16 protein-coding genes are annotated in these 20709 nt (G+C 72.5%); 12 read left to right on the top strand and 4 right to left on the bottom strand.

Annotated elements, in window-relative coordinates; genetic code table 11:
* Positions 1–47 precede the first annotated feature (47 nt).
* On the top strand, positions 48–1583 hold the full coding sequence (gene miaB, locus ACGFWJ_RS31150; protein WP_392955497.1) for a tRNA (N6-isopentenyl adenosine(37)-C2)-methylthiotransferase MiaB: 1536 nt from the start codon (positions 48–50) through the stop codon (positions 1581–1583).
* A 173-nt stretch (positions 1584–1756) separates the two neighbouring features.
* Positions 1757–2449: a hypothetical protein gene (locus ACGFWJ_RS31145; RefSeq protein ID WP_392955442.1), complete on the top strand. Its 693-nt coding sequence runs from the start codon at positions 1757–1759 to the stop codon at positions 2447–2449.
* Positions 2450–2478: 29 nt separating this feature from the next.
* On the opposite strand, the gene ACGFWJ_RS31140 is transcribed toward ACGFWJ_RS31145, so the two are convergent.
* On the bottom strand, positions 2479–2700 hold the full coding sequence (locus tag ACGFWJ_RS31140; RefSeq protein WP_387648766.1) for an antitoxin: 222 nt from the start codon (positions 2698–2700) through the stop codon (positions 2479–2481).
* 107 nt (positions 2701–2807) lie between these two features.
* Between ACGFWJ_RS31140 and miaA the strand changes: the two genes are divergently transcribed.
* From miaA to hflX, 5 genes are all read left to right on the top strand, one after another.
* Entirely contained in the window at positions 2808–3776 is a 969-nt protein-coding gene (gene miaA / locus ACGFWJ_RS31135) for a tRNA (adenosine(37)-N6)-dimethylallyltransferase MiaA (protein WP_392955440.1), read from the top strand.
* A gap of 253 nt (positions 3777–4029) precedes the next feature.
* Positions 4030–4515, top strand: a complete 486-nt coding sequence (locus tag ACGFWJ_RS31130) for a hypothetical protein (RefSeq protein WP_387648770.1) — start codon at positions 4030–4032, stop codon at positions 4513–4515.
* Between the two features lie 27 nt (positions 4516–4542).
* Positions 4543–5421, top strand: a complete 879-nt coding sequence (dapF, locus tag ACGFWJ_RS31125) for a diaminopimelate epimerase (protein ID WP_392955438.1) — start codon at positions 4543–4545, stop codon at positions 5419–5421.
* A 176-nt stretch (positions 5422–5597) separates the two neighbouring features.
* Complete coding sequence (locus ACGFWJ_RS31120) at positions 5598–7910, top strand: RelA/SpoT family protein (RefSeq protein ID WP_392955436.1); 2313 nt, start codon at positions 5598–5600, stop codon at positions 7908–7910.
* Position 7911: 1 nt separating this feature from the next.
* On the top strand, positions 7912–9411 hold the full coding sequence (gene hflX, locus ACGFWJ_RS31115) for a GTPase HflX (protein ID WP_392955434.1): 1500 nt from the start codon (positions 7912–7914) through the stop codon (positions 9409–9411).
* Positions 9412–9473: 62 nt separating this feature from the next.
* Here the strand turns inward: hflX and ACGFWJ_RS31110 are convergent, their stop codons facing one another.
* Positions 9474–10622 (bottom strand): trypsin-like serine peptidase, encoded by a 1149-nt coding sequence (locus ACGFWJ_RS31110; RefSeq protein WP_387648778.1) that lies wholly within the window; start codon positions 10620–10622, stop codon positions 9474–9476.
* Between the two features lie 59 nt (positions 10623–10681).
* The gene (locus tag ACGFWJ_RS31105; protein ID WP_392955432.1) at positions 10682–11767 is read right to left on the bottom strand and encodes a trypsin-like serine peptidase; all 1086 of its coding nucleotides are present in this window, start codon (positions 11765–11767) and stop codon (positions 10682–10684) included.
* Positions 11768–12022: 255 nt separating this feature from the next.
* Here ACGFWJ_RS31105 and ACGFWJ_RS31100 point away from each other — a divergent pair, with 255 nt between their 5' ends.
* Genes ACGFWJ_RS31100 through ACGFWJ_RS31080 form a run of 5 tightly spaced genes read left to right on the top strand, consistent with a single transcriptional unit; the run spans position 12023 to position 19534 of the window.
* On the top strand, positions 12023–13783 hold the full coding sequence (locus ACGFWJ_RS31100) for an IucA/IucC family protein (protein ID WP_392955430.1): 1761 nt from the start codon (positions 12023–12025) through the stop codon (positions 13781–13783).
* Positions 13780–14313, top strand: coding sequence for a GNAT family N-acetyltransferase (locus ACGFWJ_RS31095; protein WP_392955428.1), 534 nt, complete (start codon positions 13780–13782; stop codon positions 14311–14313). The genes ACGFWJ_RS31100 and ACGFWJ_RS31095 overlap by 4 nt, the downstream gene beginning before the upstream one ends.
* Before the next feature lie 6 nt (positions 14314–14319).
* Entirely contained in the window at positions 14320–15684 is a 1365-nt protein-coding gene (locus ACGFWJ_RS31090) for a lysine N(6)-hydroxylase/L-ornithine N(5)-oxygenase family protein (protein ID WP_392955426.1), read from the top strand.
* Complete coding sequence (locus ACGFWJ_RS31085; protein WP_392955424.1) at positions 15665–17440, top strand: IucA/IucC family protein; 1776 nt, start codon at positions 15665–15667, stop codon at positions 17438–17440. The genes ACGFWJ_RS31090 and ACGFWJ_RS31085 overlap by 20 nt, the downstream gene beginning before the upstream one ends.
* Positions 17441–17452: 12 nt before the next feature.
* On the top strand, positions 17453–19534 hold the full coding sequence (locus ACGFWJ_RS31080) for an ATP-dependent DNA helicase (protein WP_387866634.1): 2082 nt from the start codon (positions 17453–17455) through the stop codon (positions 19532–19534).
* A 112-nt stretch (positions 19535–19646) separates the two neighbouring features.
* Here ACGFWJ_RS31080 and lexA read toward each other — a convergent pair whose 3' ends face one another.
* Entirely contained in the window at positions 19647–20372 is a 726-nt protein-coding gene (gene lexA, locus ACGFWJ_RS31075; RefSeq protein WP_198520699.1) for a transcriptional repressor LexA, read from the bottom strand.
* Positions 20373–20709: the final 337 nt, after the last annotated feature.

Below are 20709 nucleotides of genomic sequence, written 5' to 3'. Positions count from 1 at the left end.
GCCCGGCGGGAGGCCCCTTCCGCTGCCCGTACCCTTGCTCTGTGGGTATGGAGGAGAGCTTGCGAACTTACAAGGTCGTCACGTACGGCTGCCAGATGAACGTCCACGACTCCGAGCGCCTGTCCGGGCTGCTGGAGGAGGCCGGGTACGCCAAGGCCGCCGACGACGGCGAACCCGACCTGGTGGTCTTCAACACCTGCGCGGTCCGCGAGAACGCCGACAACAAGCTGTACGGCAACCTCGGCCGGCTCGCCCCCGCCAAGCAGGCCAACCGCGGCATGCAGATCGCCGTCGGCGGCTGCCTCGCCCAGAAGGACCGCGAGACCATCGTCCGCAAGGCCCCCTGGGTCGACGTGGTCTTCGGCACTCACAACATCGGCCACCTGCCCGCCCTGCTCGAACGCGCCGCGATCGAGCGGACCGCGCAGGTCGAGATCCTCGACTCGCTGGAGACCTTCCCCTCCACCCTGCCCACCCGGCGCGAGTCCGCGTACGCGGCCTGGGTCGCCATCTCGGTCGGCTGCAACAACACCTGCACCTTCTGCATCGTCCCCGCCCTGCGCGGCAAGGAGGAGGACCGCCGGCCCGGCGACATCCTCGCCGAGGTCGAGGCGCTGGTCGCCGAGGGCGTCGTCGAGGTCACCCTGCTCGGCCAGAACGTCAACGCCTACGGCTCCGACCTCGGCGACCGGCAGGCGTTCTCCAAGCTGCTGCGGGCGTGCGGGGAGATCGACGGCCTGGAGCGGGTCCGCTTCACCTCGCCGCACCCGAAGGACTTCACCGACGACGTGATCGCCGCGATGGCCGAGACGCCGAACGTGATGCACCAGCTGCACATGCCGCTCCAGTCCGGCTCCGACACCGTGCTGCGCGCGATGCGACGCTCCTACCGGCAGGAACGCTTCCTCGGCATCATCGAGAAGGTGCGCGCCGCGATGCCGGACGCCGCCATCTCCACCGACATCATCGTGGGCTTCCCCGGCGAGACCGACGAGGACTTCGAGCAGACCCTGCACGTCGTCCGGGAGGCCCGGTTCGCCAACGCGTTCACCTTCCAGTACTCCAAGCGCCCGGGGACGCCGGCCGCCGAGATGGAGAACCAGATCCCCAAGGCCGTGGTGCAGGAGCGCTACGACCGGCTGATCGCCCTCCAGGAGGAGATCTCCTGGGAGGAGAACAAGAAGCAGGTCGGCCGCAAGCTGGAGATCCTGGTAGCCGAGGGCGAAGGCAAGAAGGACGACCGGACGGACCGCCTCTCCGGCCGCGCGCCCGACAACCGGCTCGTGCACTTCACCCGGAGCTTGCGAGGGGTGAACGACGAGCACAGCACCCGCCCCGAGGGGGGCGTGCGCCCCGGCGACGTGGTGACCGTCGAGATCACCTACGCCGCCCCGCACCACCTCCTCGCGGAGGGCCCCGCGCTCGGCGTGCGCCGCACCCGGGCGGGGGACGCGTGGGAGAAGCGACAGGCTGCGCCCGCGAAGGCGGCCGGCGTGATGCTGGGCCTGCCGTCGATCGGCGTCCCGGCTCCCGTGCCTGCGGCTGGTGGGTGCGAAACCGGGGGCGCGGGGAACTGCGCGTAGCGGAAGGAACCCCACCGCAAGGTCGCGACGCAGGGCAATGACCTGCACGTGATCGCGACCTTGCGGACGTGGTGTGCGCTTGGCGCGCAGTTCCCCGCGCCCCTGAATGGTCACCCGCCAGCTCGCGCAAGTATTCCCGCGCCCCTGTTTTCGCACCGCGTAGAGTGATCGGCATGCTTGTTGCCGCCGCCGTGTGCCCGTGTCCGCCGTTGCTCGTGCCCGAGGTCGCGGTGGGGGCCGCGGGGGAGGCGGAGGCGTTGCGGGGGGCGTGCCTGGACGCGGTGCGGGGGCTCGCGGATGTCGAGCTGGTCGTCGTGGTGGGGACGGGCGACAAGGCCGGGGTGTGGACCGAGGGCGGGGCGGGGTCGTTCCGTCGGTACGGGGTGCCGAAGGCCGTGAAGCTGCCGTTGGGCGGGGTTGACGGCCCGGAGCTTTCGCCGGCGTTGACGGTGGGGGCGTGGCTGCTGGAGGAGGCGGGCGTCCAGGTGCCGACGCATGCCGTCGCGGTGCGGCCGGACACGGCCGCCGAGCGGTTGTTGGGGCTGGGCCGGGGGCTGGCCGAACTCGCTGATCGGGTGGGTCTGTTGGTGCTGGGCGACGGCAGTGCCCGGCGTTCGGTGAAGGCTCCGGGGTATCTGGACGAGCGGGCCGAGGGCTACGACGGGGCGGTGGCGGCGGCGCTGGCCGCGGCGGACGTGGCGGCGCTGGCCGCGCTGGACGCGGAGCTCTCGGCGGAGCTGCTCGCGGAGGGCCGGGCGCCCTGGCAGGTGCTGGCGGGCGCGGCGGAGGGTGCGTCGCTCGGCGGCGAGCTGCGGTACGAGGACGCTCCGTACGGTGTCGGCTACCTGGTGGCCTCCTGGCGCTGATCACCAGCAGGCCACCGGGGCGCGAGGTTTCAGTCGTCCTTGGGCTTCGCCGCGAAGTCGTCGCGGGCGTGCTTGGCGGCCGAGGTGCTCTTCTCGATCTTTTCGCTGTACTTGTGCTTGGTGGCCTTGTCGATGGTCTCGCCGGCCTTGTCCACCATGTTGTCGATCTTGTCGCCGTGCTTTCCGGCCAGCTCACTGGCCTTGTCCTTGAGTTCCTCGGCCTTGCCCTTGAGGTTGTCCATCAGACCCATGGGGCGTTCCTCGCTTTTCGTGTCAGATCGGTACCAGGCATAGCTGATCTTCCCCGGTCAACGAGGTCGCGACACGAGAGGTGCCCGGGTTTTGCGAGACTGGTGGGGTGAGCGGTTCCTCCTCTTCTTCTTCTGTACGTCCGCGCCGGGTGGTGTCGGTGGTCGGTTCGACGGCGGCCGGCAAGTCCGATCTGGCGGTGGCGATCGCCAGTGAGCTCGGCGGGGAGGTGGTGAACACCGACTCGATGCAGTTGTACAAGGGCATGGACATCGGCACCGCCAAGCTGCCCGAGGACGAGCGCGGCGGTGTTCCGCACCATCTGATGGACATCTGGGAGGTCACCGAGACCGCCTCGGTGGCCGAGTACCAGCGTCTCGCCCGGGCCGAGATGGACCGGCTGCTGGCGGCCGGCCGGGTGCCGGTGCTGGTGGGCGGTTCGGGCCTGTACGTGCGGGCGGCGATCGACGAGATGGAGTTCCCCGGTACGGACCCCGAGGTGCGGGCCCGGCTGGAGGAGGAGCTGGAGCGGGTCGGGCCGGGCGTGCTGCACCGGCGGCTGGCCGGGCTGGACCCGGCGGCCGCGGAGGCGATCCTGACCAGCAACGGGCGGCGGATCGTCCGGGCGCTGGAGGTCATCGAGATCACCGGGCAGCCGTTCACCGCGAACCTGCCGACGCAGCGCGCGGTGTACGAGGCGGTGCAGATCGGTGTGCAGGTGCCGCGGCCGGAGCTGGACCGGCGGATCGAGCTGCGGGTCGACCGGATGTGGGAGGCCGGCCTGCTGGACGAGGTGCGGGCGCTGGAGCGGGTCGGGCTGCGCGAGGGGCTGACCGCGAGCCGGGCGCTGGGCTACCAGCAGGTGCTGGCGTTCTTCGCCGGCGAGTGCACCGAGGACGAGGCGCGGGCGGAGACGGTGCGGGCCACCCGGCGGTTCGCCAGGCGTCAGGAGTCGTGGTTCCGGCGGGACGACCGGATCCACTGGCTGGACCGTCCGGAGGGCGCCGATCCGGTCGAACTCCTGGGCCGCGCAATGGAACTGATTGATCGCCCGGAACGCCCCGGCGACACCGGCTGACCGGCGGATTTCGGCTGCCCAGGGGCGTGATCAGGCCAGTCGCCCGGGCAGTTGCACCGGCAGACGCAGGTGCAGGAGGTACCGGCGGTCACGGCCGGATCACGTCCTGGCATCGGATCACCCGATCACCCCGTGGGACGCCCTGTCCGGGTCTTGCCGCGTGCCATCATCGGTAGCACCGAGGCCCGGCACGCGGGCCGGCCTCACCGCCCGCGAGCTCCGGAGTTCGCGTCGAGCCGTCAGGGGAGGCCGCGTGTCAACGGGTACCGGCCCCGAAACCGATGAGCTGCTGGGCGACGTGTCCGACGGTTCCGAGACGCTGCCCGAACTGGCCGTCCCGACCACCTCGTACGCGGTGGCGCTTCCCGCGATCGACGACCTGGCCACCGCGCCGGGCGTGGTGCACGTGCGGGACATCCGGCCGCGCCGCCGGCTGCGCTGGTGGCAGATCCTGCCGATCGCCGGAACGGTGATGTTCGGCTCGCTGATGTTCGCCTTCCCGCTGGCCTTCGGCAGCGAGGGCGCGACCGCGATGATCGGGATGCTCGGCCTGCTGATCACCGCCGCCTCGGTCGGCTGGGGTGCGATGGCCGCCCGCCGGGCCGGTTACAAGTGGCCGGGCGTGCCGCGCCGGGGCTCCTCGGAGCGGGCCGGCTGGAAGGCCATCGTGGTCTACACCCTGCTGGTGGCCGTCGCCCTGGCGCTGGCCGTCTGGCGGGTCGTCCACCTGCGCGGTTAGCTCTTCGCGGCCGTTACCATCGGCGGTGTGAGCGAGCGCAGCGGAATCAGCGGAACGGCCTTCCTCAAGGGGCACGGCACCCAGAACGACTTCGTGATCGTCCCCGACCCGGACGGTGAGCTGGAGCTGTCGGCGGCCACCGTCGCCGCCCTGTGCGACCGGCGGGCCGGGATCGGCGCGGACGGCGTGCTGCGGGTGGTGCGCTCGGCGGCCGAGCCGGTGGCGGTGGGGATGGCCGGGCAGGCCGAGTGGTTCATGGACTACCGCAACGCGGACGGCTCGATCGCCGAGATGTGCGGCAACGGGGTGCGGGTGTTCGCCCGCTACCTGGTGCACGCCGGGCACGCGAAGCCGGGCGAGCTGGCGGTCGCCACCCGGGCCGGGGTGAAGCAGATGCGGATCGCCGAGGACGCCGCCGACGGCACCCCGGGCGAGATCACCGTGGGCATGGGCCGCGCGGTGCTGCCCGGCCCGGACGACATCACCGTCACCGTCGACGACCGCAGCTGGCCCGCGCTGAACGTCAACATGGGCAATCCGCACGCCGTCGCGTTCGTCGAGGACCTCGCGCACGCCGGGCTCCTGTACGACGCGCCGGCCACCGCGCCCCAGGGCGTGTACCCCCAGGGCGTGAACGTGGAGTTCGTGGTGGACCGCGGCGAGCGGCACGTGGCGATGCGGGTGCACGAGCGCGGCTCCGGCGAGACCCGCTCCTGCGGGACGGGCGCCTGCGCCGTCGCGGTGGCCGCGATCCGCCGCGCGGGGCTGGACCCGGCGGACACCGGACGGGCCGTCAGCTGGACGGTCGACCTGCCCGGCGGGCGGCTGGTGATCGAGGAGTTCCCCGACGGCCGGATCGAGATGACCGGCCCCGCCGTGATCGTCGCCGAGGGTGTTCTGGTGTAACGGCAGGTCAGCTGGACGAACCGTCAGCTCCCGCTTCCCACGCCGCTATCCGGCTAATCCCCCCGTTCGGGTGATACCGATGGCAGAGCCGAAGCGGGGGCTCGCCGAACGTGCTGTGCTCGGTAGCATGGACCACCGGGTCGGCCGTCGCTCCGGTGTTGCTGCCGGAGGTGCAGATGACCATCCGCTCCGAGTTGGCGGGCTCGCCGTCCAAGCAGCAGGCGAGCCGCTTCAGCCGTGCGGCGCTCGGCCGGGCCGGCCGGGCGGCGCTGCTCGCCACCGGGCGGACGCCCGTCCCCGACGCCATCGAACCGATCGTGCAGGCGCACCGGGTGCACCACCCGCAGGCCGATCTGGCGCTGCTGGCCCGGGCCTACCGGGTCGCCGAGGAGAGCCACCGCGGGCAGACCCGCAAGAGCGGCGAGCCGTACATCACCCACCCGCTCGCCGTCACCATGATCCTCGCCCAGCTCGGCGCGGACACCACCACGCTGGTCGCCTCGCTGCTGCACGACACCGTCGAGGACACCGAAGTGACGCTCGATCAGGTCGCCGAGGTCTTCGGGCCGGAGATCGCGTACCTGGTGGACGGCGTCACCAAGCTGGAGAAGGTCGACTTCGGCGCGGCGGCCGAACCCGAGACCTTCCGCAAGATGCTGGTCGCCACCGGCGACGACGTCCGGGTGATGGTGATCAAACTCGCCGACCGGCTGCACAACATGCGCACCATCCGGCACATGAAGCCGGCCAGCCAGGTGCGGATCGCCAAGGTCACCCGGGACGTGCTGATCCCGCTCGCCGAACGGCTCGGCATCCAGGTGGTGAAGGCGGAGCTGGAGGACATCGTGTTCGCCACCCTGCACCCCGAGGAGTACGCGGACACCGGCGCGGTGGCCGGCGGCTGGGCCGACGGCGTGCTCGCCCCGTTCGCCACCGAACTCGGCCGCCAGCTCGGCGAGGCCGGGATCTCCTCCGCCGTCACCGTCCGCCCCCGGCACCTGGTCTCGCTGCACCGGGTGATGATCAAACGCGGGGCCGGCCCGGACGGCGCGGCGCTGCGGCCCGCCGACTACGGGCGGCTGCTGGTGGTGGTCGAGGAGAACGCCGACTGCTACGCGGTGCTCGGCGAACTGCACACCTGCTGGACGCCGCTGCCCGGCGAGTTCAAGGACTTCGTGGCCGCCCCCAAGTTCAACCTGTACCAGTCGCTGCACACCGCGGTGGCGCTGCCCGGCGGCGAGGTGATCGAGGTCCTGGTGCGCACCCGGCGGATGCACGAGGTCGCCGAGACCGGCGTGGTCGCGCTCGGCGACCCGCGCACCGCCGACCGGCAGGGCGCCGCCGACGACCCCGAGGACCGCACCGACCCCGCCCGCCCCGGCTGGCTGGCCCGGCTGCTGGAGTGGCAGCAGGACACCCCCGACCCGGACGCCTTCTGGTCCGCGCTCACCGCCGACCTGCGCGACGACCGCGAGATCACCGCCGTCACCGAGGACGGCACCACCCTGCACCTGCCCGCCGGCGCCAGCTGTCTGGACGCCGCCTACCTGATCGGCGAGGAGACCGGCCACCGCTGCATCGGCGCCCGAATCAACGGCCGGCTCACCGCGCTCTCCACCGAACTGCGCGACGGCGACGTGCTCGGCCTGCTCACCGCCCCGCCCGGCGAGGACAGCGGCCCCGACCGGGAGTGGCTGGAGTACGTCCGCACCCCCGCCGCCCGGCTCGCCATCGAGCGCCGGCTGGCGGCCGGGCCGCTGCCCGCGCCCGCCGCCGAACGGCCGCCCGCGGCCGGCGCCCCGGTGCCCGCCGCCGCCCCGCCCGCGCCGCCCGCCGCCGCACCCGGCGCGCCCGCCGACGTGCCCGAACTGCCGGGCGCCACCGTCCGGTTGGCACGCTGCTGCACGCCCGTGCCGCCCGACGCGGTGGCCGGCATCGTGCTGAGCGGCGGCGTCGTCGCGGTGCACCGGACCGGCTGTTCGACCGGCACCCGGATGCTGCGCGGCGGCCGTCGGGCGGTCCCGGTCCGCTGGCTGCCCGGCGGCGCCCCGCAGTGGGGCTACCGGGCCACCCTGCACGCCGAGGCGCTGAACCGGCCCCGGCTGCTGGCCGACCTGACCGCCGCGATCTCCGGCGAGGGCGTGTCGATCTTCTCCGCCGACGTCGAGCCGCCCCGCCAGCTGCGGGTGCGGCACAGCTACACCCTGGAACTCGCCGACGCCGCCAAGCTGCCCGCCGTGATGCGGGCGATGCTCCGGGTGTCGGGCGTGTACGACGTGTACCGGCCGGGCGGGCCCGAGGAGCTGCCCGGCCGGGCTCCGGCGCCGGCGGCCGGGGCGGAGCGGGCCGTGCCGGGGCCGGTGGCGGAGGCCGTCGTGGCGGCTGGTAAAAGGGATGACTCGGGCACAGCGGGCGTGCGACCATCGTGGGGAATTCACGGCGGTTCCGCCGTGTTGTCCGAGAGCATCACCCGATCAATCCAAGGATGAAATGACCTCCACGTTCGACAGCCGCACCCGATCGAGCGAGTCGGCCAACCGCCTCGCCGACCTCAAGGCGGAAGCCCTGATGGACGAGGACCTCGCGGCGATCGACGAGGGCCTCGGCAACTACGACGGAGAGCAGTACGACCGTTCCGAGCGCGCCGCGCTCCGGCGTGTCGCCGGCCTCTCCACCGAACTGCAGGACGTCACCGAAGTCGAGTACCGCCAGCTCCGCCTGGAGCGCGTGGTGCTCGTCGGCGTGTGGACGGACGGCACGCTCGAGGAGGCGGAGAACTCGATGGCCGAGCTCGCCGCGCTCGCCGAGACGGCCGGCTCCGAAGTCCTGGACGGTGTGATCCAGCGCCGTGACAAGCCCGACGCGGCCACCTACATCGGCTCCGGCAAGGCCAAGGAGCTGCGCGACCTGGTCGCCTCCTCCGGCGCCGACACCGTGGTCTGCGACGGTGAGCTCACGCCCGGTCAGCTGATCCACCTGGAAGACGTGGTGAAGGTCAAGGTCGTCGACCGCACCGCCCTGATCCTGGACATCTTCGCCCAGCACGCCAAGTCCCGTGAGGGCAAGGCGCAGGTCTCGCTCGCGCAGATGCAGTACATGCTGCCGCGCCTGCGCGGCTGGGGCGCGTCGCTGTCCCGGCAGATGGGTGGCGGTGGCTCCGGTACCTCGGGCGGCGGTATGGCCACCCGTGGTCCCGGTGAGACCAAGATCGAGACCGACCGTCGGCGGATCCGCGAGAAGATGGCGAAGCTCCGCAAGGAGATCGCCGACATGAAGAAGGGCCGCGACACCAAGCGGCAGGAGCGGCGGCGCCACCAGGTGCCCTCGGTGGCCATCGCCGGGTACACCAACGCCGGCAAGTCCTCGCTGCTCAACCGGCTCACCGGCGCCGGCGTCCTGGTGGAGAACGCGCTGTTCGCCACCCTGGACCCGACGGTCCGCCGGGCGCAGACCCCGAGCGGCCGGCTGTACACGCTGGCCGACACCGTCGGCTTCGTCCGGCACCTGCCGCACCACCTGGTCGAGGCGTTCCGCTCCACCATGGAGGAGGTCGCCGACGCCGACCTCATCCTGCACGTGGTGGACGGCTCCCACCCGGAGCCGGAGACGCAGCTCGCCGCCGTGCGCGAGGTGATCGTCTCGGTCGAGGCACAGAACGTGCCCGAGATCGTGGTGATCAACAAGGCGGACGCGGCCGACCCGGCGGTGCTCCAGCGCCTGCTGCGCCGCGAGCCGCACGCCATCGTGGTCTCGGCCCGCAGCGGCATGGGCATCGAGGAGCTCCTCACCCTGATCGACGAGGAACTGCCCCGCCCCGCGGTGGAGGTCAAGGTCCTGGTCCCCTACACACGCGGCGACCTGGTCTCCCGGGTGCACGCGGAGGGCGAGCTGATCAGCGCCGAGCACACCGCGGAAGGCACGCTGCTGCACGCCAAGGTGGCGGCGGTGCTGGCGGCCGAGCTGGAGCGGTACGCGGTCGTCACGGCCTGAGGCATCCGGACGGACGGGCGGGCGGCACACCTTCGTGGTGTGCCGCCCGTCCGGCGTTCCGGTTACTTCTTGGCGACGAAGGCGTCGAACATCTTCTTGGCCTCCGGGCCGAGGGTCGGCCCGGCCTGCCAGTCGTTCACGTGGTCGCCGATCGACACGTTGGAGAACAGCATCGTCTTGCCGTTCTGGCGGGTGAGCCAGCCGCCACCCGAGGATCCACCGGTCATGGTGCAGCCCATGGCGAGCATCGGCGGGCGCGAGCGGTCGAAGACGAACGGGCTGAGCTTGGGGGCGTCACAGTGCTCCAGCTCCTCGCCGTTGTAGGGCGCGGCGCCCGGGTAGCCGTACCCCGACGGCGAGGTGATCTCGTCCGGCTTGGCGCCGAACCAGATCGGGACGGAGGAGCCGACGGTCTCCTCCAGCGAGCGGTCGGAGCCGTCGAGCGCGGCCACCCGGACCACCGCGAAGTCGAACTGCATCGCCGCGGTGCCGACCTTGGTGCCCTCCTTGGCCCACTGCGGCATGATCAGCATGTCGGTGGCCAGCCAGCGGCCCATCGGGGCGGCCTGGGCCCAGGTGATCTCCGGCTTCTTCCCGTTGCTGGTGACACCGCTGCGGTTGTAGCCGGGCGCGAACATCCAATTGGTGAAGAAGTCGCCGCCCTTGCCGTCGTGGACGCAGTGGCCGGCCGTCCACACCAGGTTGCTCTTGCCGGGGTGGGCCGGGTCGGAGACCACGGTGCCCGAGCAGACCATCGGGCCGTCGGGGGCCTGGAAGAAGACCTTCCCGATCACGGCGGTGTCCGCGCTGTACGGGTGCGGCTGGGCCTTGGCCTTGACGGGGGTCGGGAGGGTCAGGTCCTTGATCGAGGGGGCGTCCGGCGTGATCTCGGTGCTCTTCGTCGGGTCGGAAGGCTTCTTCTTGTCCCAGAAGTCCTTGATCTTCGCGATGTCCTCGGGCTTGAAGCCGTTCTTGGCCGCCCACTTCTTCCAGTCGTCGGCGCTCCAGTTCGGCACCTGGGAAAGGAAGTTCTGTACGTCGCCGATGTCGACGGAGTCCTTGTTCGAAGCCCCGGAGGACTGTCCGGCCGGCGCCGGGCTCGCCTTCGGCTTGTCGCTCTGGCAGGCGGCGGTGGTGACGGCGAGTACCGTCACCAGGGCGGCCGCGGACGCGTTTCGGATGCGGCGCTTCACGCGGTGCTGGTCGGTCATGGGTGATTCCCCCCGTGGTCGTCGTTCGGTCGAGAAGGTCGTGCGGAGGTGACGGGCGGTCACTTCCGGGAGATGTAGTCGAGGGCCTGGCGGGCCACGCCCTCCAGGTAGGGGCCGTTCAGGGCGGTGTGCGCCTGGGTGCCGATGGAGGTGTTGCTGACCAGGCGTTGGCGGCCGTCCGGGCCGTCCGCGAACCAGCCGCCGCCGGAGGCGCCGGCCGTCATGGTGCAGCCGATCACCAGCATCGCGGGGCGGGCGGCGTCGAAGCTCCGGGCGGCCGGGCGGCCGGAGTCGCAGCGCTCCAGCTCCTGCCCGTCGAACGGCGCGACGGCCGGGTAGCCCCAGGCCTGGATGGCGAGCTGCTCGCGCGGCGCGTCGAACCAGACCGGAACGGCGGTGCCGAGCACCTCCTCCAGCGAGCGGCTCTCGCCCTCCGGGCCGTGCACCTTGATCACCGCGAAGTCGTACTGGTTCGCGGCGTCCCCGCCCCTGGTGCCCTCGGTGGTCCACAGCGGTGAGGTGATCACCTTGTCCGCCCACCACTGCCCGAGCGGGGCGACCTCGGCGAGCGAGGCCTTGTGGTGGTCGCTGGCCGCGCCCGAGCTGTTGTAGGCCGGGACGAAGACCAGGTTCTTGTACCAGTCGCCGCCCTTGCCCTCGTGGACGCAGTGCGCGGCCGTCCACACCAGGTTGCTGCGGCCCGGGTTCGCCGGATCGGCCACCACGGTGGCCGAGCACTGGCCGGTGCCGCCGTTCGGCGCGGTCAGGAAGACCTTCCCCGACGCCGGATAGCTGGTGTACGGCCGCGGCACCGGCTGCGCGGCGACCGCCGGGACCGGGCCCGGACCGGTTCCCGTGGACGGCACGGCCGACGGCGACTCAGGTGCCGCCGACTCGGGCGCCGGCGCGGGCTGCTGCGGCGGCGCCTGGTCCATCGTCTCGGCGCTCCACGCGCCCGCCACCACCGGATTGCGGAAGCTGTGCCGCTGCGCCCAGTGGTCCCACTCGGTGAACCCCCAGTGCTTCAACTCGGCGAAGCTGTGCGGGTTCCCGTCCCCGCCCGGGCCGCCGTCCGAGCCGCAGCCGGCCACCCCGCCCAGCAGCACCGCCGCGGTCAGCGCGGCCAGCACCCCCCGTGCCCTCACTCTCAACCCCCCTGAAACGGTCCGTTCCCCCGGGACAGTCTTTCATTCGGGGCGCGAACCACCGGCGGGCGGTGCGGTCCTGTTGGCGTCCGGTCATCGAACCGTGATGGTGACGGTCCGTCAGGATCCCAGCCGGCCGGCTGCTGCGCGGGTGATCAACGGAAACTCACTGGAACGGGTGAGGCGATTTTGTATCCGGCGCTCCGGGATAGGTAACCCTTACCCGAAGGCTCTCGCGCGGCTCAAGGAGCGGATTTGTCCACCACCCTCACCGAGGTTCTCCCGGTCGTCCTGCCGTCGGCCGGGCACCCCACCCCGGACCTGCTGCTCCACCCGGATCCGGCCGTCGCCGCCGAACACGCCGCCACCGAGAGCCTGCTGCGGTGCTGGGCCCGGGAGACCGCCGCCGAACGCCCCGACGGCGACCTGCTGCGCATCCCCGTCCTCGGCGGCGCCGCCCAGCTGTCCGCGCCGGTGCGGCACTGGTCGGCCTGCGGCTGGCACCGGTTCGGCCCCGCCACCGTCTCCACCGGCAACGCCGAACACCCGGTGGACGCCGTCACCGTCGCCGCCCTGGTGGCCGGCGCCACCGGCCGCCCCGAACCCGGCCAGCTCGCCGACCTCACCTCCCGGGTGGCCGACTCGGTCGGCCGCACCGCCGAGATCCTCGCCCACCGCCGGACGTTCACCTCCGCCCCCGTCGACCCGTTCCTGCGCGCCGAACAGTCGCTGCTGCTCGGCCACCCGCTGCACCCCACCCCGAAGAGCCGCGACGGCCTCGGCCCCGCCCAGTCCGCCGCCTACTCGCCGGAGCTGCACGGTTCGTTCCGGCTGCACTGGTGGGCCGTCGACCGCAGCCTGCTCGCCGCGGACTCCGCCGCCGGCGCCCCCGCCGAGCGGCTCACCGCCGAGCTGTACGGCCGCCCGCTGCCCGCCGGCACCGCCGCACTGCCACTGCACCCGTGGCAGGCCCGGGAGCTGACCCTCCGTCCCGCCGTCGCCGACCTGCTGGACCAGGGCCTGCTGACCGACCTCGGCCAGCACGGCGACCCCTGGCACCCCACCAGCTCGGTGCGCACCGTCTGCCGACCCGGCACCCCGTGGATGCTCAAACTCTCGCTGGGCCTGCGGATCACCAACTCCCGCCGGGAGAACCTGCGCAAGGAACTCCACCGCGGCGTCGAGGTGCACCGGCTGCTGGAGGCCGGCCTGGGCCGGAAGTGGCAGGCCGCCCACCCCGGCTTCGACATCGTCCGCGACCCGGCCTGGATCGGCGTCGACCACCCCGCCCTCGGCGACCCCAACGGCCTGGACACCGTGCTGCGGGAGCTGCCGTTCGGCCCCGCCGACCGGGCGCTGTGCGTGGCCGGCCTGGTCGCCGAACAGCCCATCGACCCGGACGGCTCGCAACTCGCCCAGCTGATCGGCGAACTCGCCGCCCGCAGCGGCCGACCCGCGGCGACCGTGGCCACCGAATGGTTCCTGCGCTACCTGGACGCCGTGGTGCTGCCGATCCTCTGGCTCGACGGGCAGGCCGGCATCGCGCTGGAGGCCCACCAGCAGAACAGCCTGGTCCGGCTCGACGCGCAGGGCTGGCCCACCGGCGGCCGCTACCGCGACAACCAGGGCTACTACTTCCGCACCTCGCACGCCGACCGGCTGCACCGGATGCTGCCCGGACTCGGCGCGCACAGCGACACCTTCGTCCCCGACGCGGTCGCCGACGAACGCTTCGCCTACTACCTCGGCATCAACCACGTGCTCGGCCTGATCGGCGCCTTCGGCTCCCAGCAACTCGCCGACGAACGACTGCTGCTGGCCGCGCTGCGCCGCTTCCTGTCCGGCCCCGCCGCCACCGCCACCCGCTCCACGCTGCCCGCCCACCTGCTGGACGCCCCCACCCTGCGCTGCAAGGCCAACCTGCTGACCCGGCTGCACGGCCTGGACGAACTGGTCGGCCCGGTGGAGACCCAGTCGGTGTACGTGGAGATCGACAACCCGGTGGCCCGGGCGTGAGGCCCATCGCCACCAGCGCCGGTGAACTCGTCCTGCGCACCGTCCGGTTGAGCACCGACCTGGACCTGATCACCGGGTGGATGAACGACCCGGAGACCGACCGCTGGTGGGCCCTCGCGGGCCCGCCCGGGACCACCGCGGCGCACCTCGCCGGGCAGCTCGACGGCGACGGCCGCAGCCGCCCCGTCCTCGCGCTGCTCGACGGCGAACCCACCGGCTACTTCGAGCTGTACCGCGCCGACCTCGACCCGCTCGCCGCGCACTACCCCGCCCGCCCGCACGACCTGGGCATCCACCTGCTGCTCGCCCCCGCCGCCCGCGGCCGGGGCCTGGGCGCCCTGCTGCTCGACGCGATCGCCGCCCGGCTGCTGCGGGACGAACCCCGCTGCACCCGGGTGCTCGCCGAACCCGACGTCCGCAACACGCCCTCCGTCCGGGCGTTCACCGCCGCCGGATTCACCCGCGCCGCCGATCTCGACCTCCCCGACAAGCGCGCCGCCCTGATGATCCGCGCGCGGCCCGAGACCTAGGACGTCATGAACACTCAGCAGCCCGAGCCGTACGACCTGATCGGCGTCGGCATCGGCCCGTTCAACCTCTCGCTGGCCGCGCTCGCCGACCGGGCCGACACCGTCAGCGCGCTGTTCCTCGACGCCCGCCCCGAATTCCGCTGGCACCCCGGCATGCTGGTGGACGGCGCCCGGATGCAGGTCCCGTTCCTCGCCGACCTGGTCTCGCTGGTCGACCCCACCAACCCGTGGTCGTTCCTCAACTACCTGCGCCACCAGCAGCGGCTGTTCCCGTTCTACTTCAGTGAACGCTTCCAGCTGCCGCGCCGCGAGTACGAGCACTACTGCCGCTGGGCTGCCGACCGGCTCCCCAACTGCCGCTTCGACAGCCCCGTCGACGCCGTCCACTGGGACGCCGGGCAGCAGCACTACCGGGTGCACGCGGCCGGCGCGGTGCACCTGGCCCGGAACCTGGTGCTCGGCGTCGGCACCGAACCCGCCCGCCCCGAGGCGTTCGCGGCGCTGCGCCACCACCCGGCGGTGCTGCACTCCGCCGAGTACCTGACGGAGCGGCAGAGGCTTGACGGCGCACGGGACATCACGGTGGTCGGCTCCGGCCAGTCCGGCGCCGAGGTGTTCCTCGACCTGCTGCGCCGGCACGCCGGCGACGGCACCCTGGTGCGCTGGCTCACCCGCACCAGGGCGCTCGCGCCGATGGAGTACTCCAAGCTCGGCCTGGAACAGTTCACCCCCGACTACACCCGCTACTTCCACGGCCTGCCCGAGCCGGTCCGGGACGCCCTGGTGCCCGCCCAGTGGCAACTGCACAAGGCGGCCAGCACGGAGACCCTCGCCGAGATCCACGACCACCTGTACGAGCGCACCGTGGGCCGCCCGATCGACGCCGAACCCGTCGAGATCCTCCCCGGCACCGCCGTCACCGAGGCCCTCCCCGGCCCTGACGGCCGGCTCGAACTGCGCTGCCGGCACACCGACTCCGGCCGCCGCCACCTGATCCGCACCGACGCCGTGGTGCTCGCCACCGGCTACCGGGCGCACCGCCCCGCCCTGCTCGACCCGATCGCCGGGCTGATCGACTGGGACGCACAGGGCCGCTACCGGGTCGACCTCGACCACCGGGTCGCCACCCGGCCGGAACTCACCGGGGGGCTGTACGTCCAGAACGCCGAGTTGCACACTCACGGAGTCGGCACCCCGGACCTCGGGCTCGGCGCGCACCGCGCCGCCGTGATCCTGAACGCCGTCGCGGGCAAGACCCTGCACCCGCTGCCCCACCGCACCGCCTGGACCACCTTCGCACCCGAGCCCGCCCCGGCCCCGGTGCTCCCGCGACCCCAGGAAGGGAACGAGCGTGCCGCAGCCGGCCGTTGACACCGCACTCCACCTGCCGTCCCAGCTCACCACCGGTCACTGGCAGGCCGCCGCACGCGCCATGCTGGCCAAACTGTTCGGCGAATTCGCCTACGAGGAACTGCTGCACCCCCGGCCGGAGGGCGACCACTACCTGCTCGAACTCCCGGACGCCGACTACCGGTTCACCGCGCGCCGGGGCGCCTATGGCAGCTGGCGGGTCGACCCGGCCTCGATAATCGGCGGCGACGACCCGCTGAGATTCCTCCAACAGGCCCGGCACACCCTGAAGTTGACCGGCGACACCACCGGCCACCTGGTCCGCGAACTCACCGCCACCCTGATCGCCGACGCCCACCTGCGGGCCACCGCACTGACCGCCGCCGAACTCGCCGACCTCGACCACGCGGCGCTGGAGGGCAGACAGACCGGCCACCCGTGGATCGTCGCCAACAAGGGCCGGCTCGGCTTCTCCGCCGCCGACGCCGCCCGCTGGGCCCCCGAGGCCCGGCTGCCCCGCACCCTGCCGTGGCTCGCCGTGCACAAGAACCTGGCCGCCTTCCGCGGTGACGAGACCATCTACGACACCGAACTCGACCCCGCGTTCCGCGCCCAACTCGGCGAACGGGCCGACGAGTTCTGGCTGCTGCCGGTGCACCCCTGGCAGTGGGACGAGACCGTGGTCGGCCTGTTCGCGCCCTGGATCGCCAGCGGCGAGATCGTCCCACTGCCCACCGACGGCGACCTGCGGCTGCCCCAGCAGTCCATCCGGTCGTTCTTCAACCTCAGCCGCCCCGACCGGTGCACCGTCAAACTGCCGCTCGCCATCCTCAACACCCTGGTCTGGCGCGGCCTGCCCACCGAACGCGCCCTCGCCGCACCCGCCGTCACCGGCTGGATCCAGGGGTTGCGCGACCAGGACCCGTACCTGCGCGACGAATGCCGGGTGATCCTGCTCGGCGAGATCGCCTCCGTCACCGTCGAACACCCGCTGTACCGGGACCTGCCCGACGCGCCCTACCAGTACAAGGAACTGCTCGGCGCGATCTGGCGCGAGCCGCTCGGCCGCCACCTCGACGACGGCGAACACGGCCGCACCCTGGCCGCGCTGCTGCAGACCGGCTCCGACGGCCGCGCGCTGACCGCCGAACTCGTCGCCCGCTCGGGCCTGGACGTCCGCGAGTGGACCGACCGGCTGTTCACCGTGATGCTGCCGCCGCTGCTGCACTTCCTGTACCGCTACGGCCTGGTGTTCTCCCCGCACGGCGAGAACGCGATCATCGTCTTCGACCAGCAGGACGTCCCCGTCCGGCTCGCCGTCAAGGACTTCGTCGACGACGTCAACATCAGCGACCAGCCGCTGCCGGAACTCGCCGACCTGCCCGACGGCATCGGCGACGTCCTGCTGCGCGAGAACCCCGACTACCTGTGCCAGTTCCTGCACTCCGGGCTGTTCATCGGCGTCTACCGCTACCTCGCACCCCTGCTGGAGGAACAACTCGGCCTCCCCGAGACCGAGTTCTGGGAGCTGCTCGCCGAGCGGATCCGGGACTGCCAGCGGCGCTTCCCGGAACTCGCCGACCGGCACAAACTGTTCGACCTGTTCGCGCCGCGGATCGACCGGCTCTGCCTGAACCGCAACCGGCTGCTGCTCGACGGCTACCGCGACCGCCCGGACCGTCCGCACGCCGCCGTCCACGGTCAGGTCGACAACCCGCTGCACAGCACCGCGCACCTCCCGTCCCGACGGCACCGAATTGTCACCCCGGCCCCGTAGGCTGGTTGCGTCATGACGAACGACACCGCACCCCTGCCCGGCGGCCCGGACGCATCGGCGCCCCCCGTCCCCGCCTCCCGTATCCCGGAGCTGCTGCACGCCGCCGTCAACGCCGTCGGCGGCGTGGAGCGGCCCGGGCAGGTCCGGATGGCCGAGGCGGTCGCCGCCGCCGTCGACGAGGGCGAACACCTCCTCGTCCAGGCCGGCACCGGCACCGGAAAGTCCCTCGCCTACCTGGTGCCCGCCCTCGCCCACGGCGACAACGTGGTGATCGCCACCGCGACGCTCGCCCTCCAGCGCCAGCTCGTCGAACGCGACCTGCCGCGCACCGTCGACGCCCTGCACCCGACGCTGCGCCGCCGCCCGCTGTACGCGATGCTCAAGGGCCGCTCCAACTACCTGTGCCTGCACCGCGCCAACGAGGGCACCCCGAGCGACGAGGGCGAGGGCCTGTTCGACCCGGTCGACGCGCTCGGCGGCCCCACCGGCAAGCTCGGCCAGGACGTCCTGCGGCTGCGCGACTGGGCCGACGAGACCGAGACCGGCGACCGCGACGACCTCACCCCCGGCGTCTCCGACAAGGCCTGGGCCCAGCTCTCCGTCACCTCCAAGGAGTGCCTGGGCGCCGCCCGGTGCGCCTACGGCCAGGAGTGCTTCGCCGAACAGGCCCGCGAACGCGCCAAGTTGGCGGACGTGGTGGTCACCAACCACGCGATGCTGGCGATCGACGCCATCGAGGGCGCGCCCGTCCTCCCCGAACACGGCCTGCTGATCATCGACGAGGCCCACGAGCTGGTGAACCGCGTCACCGGCGCCGCCACCGCCGAACTCACCGTCGGCGCCGTCAACCGGGCGGTCAAGCGCGCGGCGAAACTCGCCAACGAGAAGGCGGTGGACGCGCTGCAGGCCGCCGCCGAGAACTTCCACGGCCTGATGGAGACCGCCCAGCCCGGCCAGGTCGAGGAACTCCCCGAGTACCTCGGCTACGCCGTGGCCGGCATCCGGGACGCCTGCCGCCAGGTCATCACCTCGCTCGGCGAGAACCGTGACAAGGGCCTCAGCGACGAGGACGCCGTGCGCAAGCAGGCGATGGCCTCCGCGGAGACCCTGCACGAGACGGCGGACCGGCTGCTCACCGGCTCCGAGTACGACGTCATCTGGATCGAACGCAGCGACCGCTTCGGCCTCGGCACCGCGTCGCTGCGGGTCGCCCCGCTGTCCGTCTCCGGGCTGCTCCGGGAGAACCTGTACAAGGACCGCTCGGTCGTCCTCACCTCCGCCACCCTCAAGCTCGGCGGCGACTTCAACGGCGTCGCCGCGTCCCTCGGCCTGCCCGGCGAGACCAGGCTGCCCGACCACCGCACCCCCGACGGGCCCAGCGCCGAGACCGGCGAGGACGCCCCGCCGTACTGGCGCGGACTGGACGTCGGCTCCCCGTTCACCTACCCCAAGCAGGGCATCCTCTACGTCGCCAAGCACCTGCCGCCGCCCGGCCGGGAACCCGACCGGCCCGAGATGCTCGACGAACTCACCGAACTGATCGGCGCCTCCGGCGGCCGCACCCTCGGCCTGTTCTCCTCGATGCGGGCCGCGCAGGCCGCGGCCGAAGCCCTCCGGGAACGCCTCGACGTGCCGATCCTCCTCCAGGGCGAGGACACCCTCGGCGAACTCATCCGCACCTTCGCCTCCGACGCGCAGACCTGCCTGTTCGGCACCCTCTCGCTCTGGCAGGGCGTCGACGTCCCCGGCTCCGCCTGTCAGCTCGTCGTCATGGACCGGATCCCCTTCCCGCGCCCCGACGACCCGCTGATGAGCGCCCGCCAGAAGGACGTCGAAGCCCACGGCGGCAACGGCTTCATGGCCGTCGCGGCGACGCACGCCGCGCTCCTGATGGCGCAGGGCGCCGGCCGCCTGGTGCGCGCGGCGGACGACCGCGGCGTCGTCGCCGTCCTCGACCCGCGACTCGCCACCGCGCGGTACGGGAGCTTCTTCCGCTCCTCCATGCCGGACTTCTGGTACACCACGGACCGCAACCAGGTCCGCCGGTCGCTGGCCGCGATCGACGCGTCGGCGCCCCCGGTCAAGCCTCGCTGACTCCCCCGCGCCCCGACAGGGGCGCGGGGAACTGCGCGAAGCGGAAGGCGCTGAACGCAAAGATCGGCCCGACGAGAGAACCCCTCTCCTCGGGCCGATCCACGTAGTGCGTTCAGAGGCGGCGCAGAACGGCCACGACCTTGCCCAGAATGGTCGCGTTGTCGCCGGGAATCGGCTCGTACGCCACGTTGTGGGGCATCAGCCAGATCTTCCCGTCCTCGCGCTTCAGGCGCTTCACCGTCGCCTCGCCGTCGATCATCGCCGCGACGATGTCCCCGTTCTCGGCGACCGGCTGGCGCCGGACCGTGACCCAGTCGCCGTCGCAGATCGCGGCGTCGATCATCGAGTCGCCCTTGACCGTCAGGGCGAACAGCTCGCCCTCGCCGACCAGCTGGCGGGGGAGCGGGAAGACGTCCTCGACGGTCTGTTCGGCGAGGATCGGGCCACCGGCGGCGATCCGGCCGACCAGCGGGACGTAGGAGGTGGAGGGCCGGCCGGAGGTTTCCGCCGCGGCGGGGCGGGCGACCTCGACGCCGCGGACCTCGTAGGCGCGCGGGCGGTGCGGGTCGCGGCGCAGGAAGCCCTTGCGTTCCAGGGCCATCAGCTGGTGGGCGACCGAGGAGGTGGAGGACAGGCCGACGGCCTGGCCGATCTCGCGCATGGACGGCGGGTAGCCGCGCCGCTGGACGGAATCCCGGATGACCTCGATGACGCGGCGCTGGCGCTCGGTCAGTCCTGCCTCGTCGGTGCGGATGCCGGGGGGTCGGCCGGGGAGGGCACGGACGACGGGGGTGGGCACACCGAGCGGGGACTCCTCGATCGGCTGACTACGGCTCATGGTCTGATCCATGCTCTCCTGGTCAGTGGTGCGCGCGGAACGCTCCTGCACCGGGATGGCGGTCTTGGCTTCGACGGTGTGCATGACGCTGGCGGCGCTGGGGGTGGACATCGCGGGCGACCCTCTCGACTGGTGCTCCAACTGCCCAGCTCAACTGGCGCCTCTATCGAAAGGTTGCGCCAAACACACGTTCGAGTGAATTTATTCGAGGTTGCCTGACTTGATCAAGCCTCCGGGTGTAAGTCGATTGCATGTTCGACTCGAACAGTCTATGGGGTCCCGGCGCGCGATGTCCCCGGCCGGTCCCCGGCTGTCACCCGTTCGCCCGGCGTGGCGC

This window comes from Kitasatospora sp. NPDC048407, from assembly GCF_043200475.1.
Taxonomy (GTDB): domain Bacteria; phylum Actinomycetota; class Actinomycetes; order Streptomycetales; family Streptomycetaceae; genus Kitasatospora.
Note: the sequence above shows the minus strand (reverse complement) of the source record. Positions and strands in the feature narration are given on the sequence as shown.